At 63.1% G+C, this 423-nt stretch carries 1 pseudogene; it reads right to left on the bottom strand.

Annotation, left to right across the window (positions count from 1 at the left end):
* Nucleotides 1–24: 24 nt before the first annotated feature.
* Nucleotides 25–423, bottom strand: a pseudogene (locus tag EOA13_RS37665) (acyltransferase); the annotation flags it as partial.

The raw sequence follows: 423 nt of genomic DNA, 5'->3' as shown, positions 1-423 counted from the left end.
CACTGCCGTCACAGCGCCGGGCGGTTAGGCGCTCGACGCCGCAGGCGCCGCGGCGATAGGTCCGCCGCGCCTGAACCTGTTGAACAGGGCGCCGACCATCTGGACCCACCAGTTGTTGAAGGTCATGAGCGGCAACGCCGCGAGGATCGAACCCAGTATGGCGGCGGCGGCGCCGAGTGCGGTGGAACCGCTTGTCAACAAAACCCATGACCCCAATGAGCAGATAACGGGTACATGCACGAGGTAGAGTGGGAAGGACAGCTCGCCCAGAAAACGTGCCACCTTACCCGAGAACCATGATAAAGGCTCATCCACACTCAGCACCGCGTAGACCAACATGACGCTTGCCGGGATGGCCACGCAGGCTTGCCGCAGGCCCACATCGGAAGCCACGTCAAGCACGGCGAACGGGCGATATATGCC

The sequence above is a fragment of the Mesorhizobium sp. M7A.F.Ca.US.011.01.1.1 genome (assembly GCF_003998295.1).
In the GTDB taxonomy this organism is placed as follows: Bacteria; Pseudomonadota; Alphaproteobacteria; order Rhizobiales; family Rhizobiaceae; genus Mesorhizobium.
The sequence above is the reverse complement of the archived record's forward strand: the minus strand, read 5'-3'. Positions and strand labels throughout refer to the sequence as shown.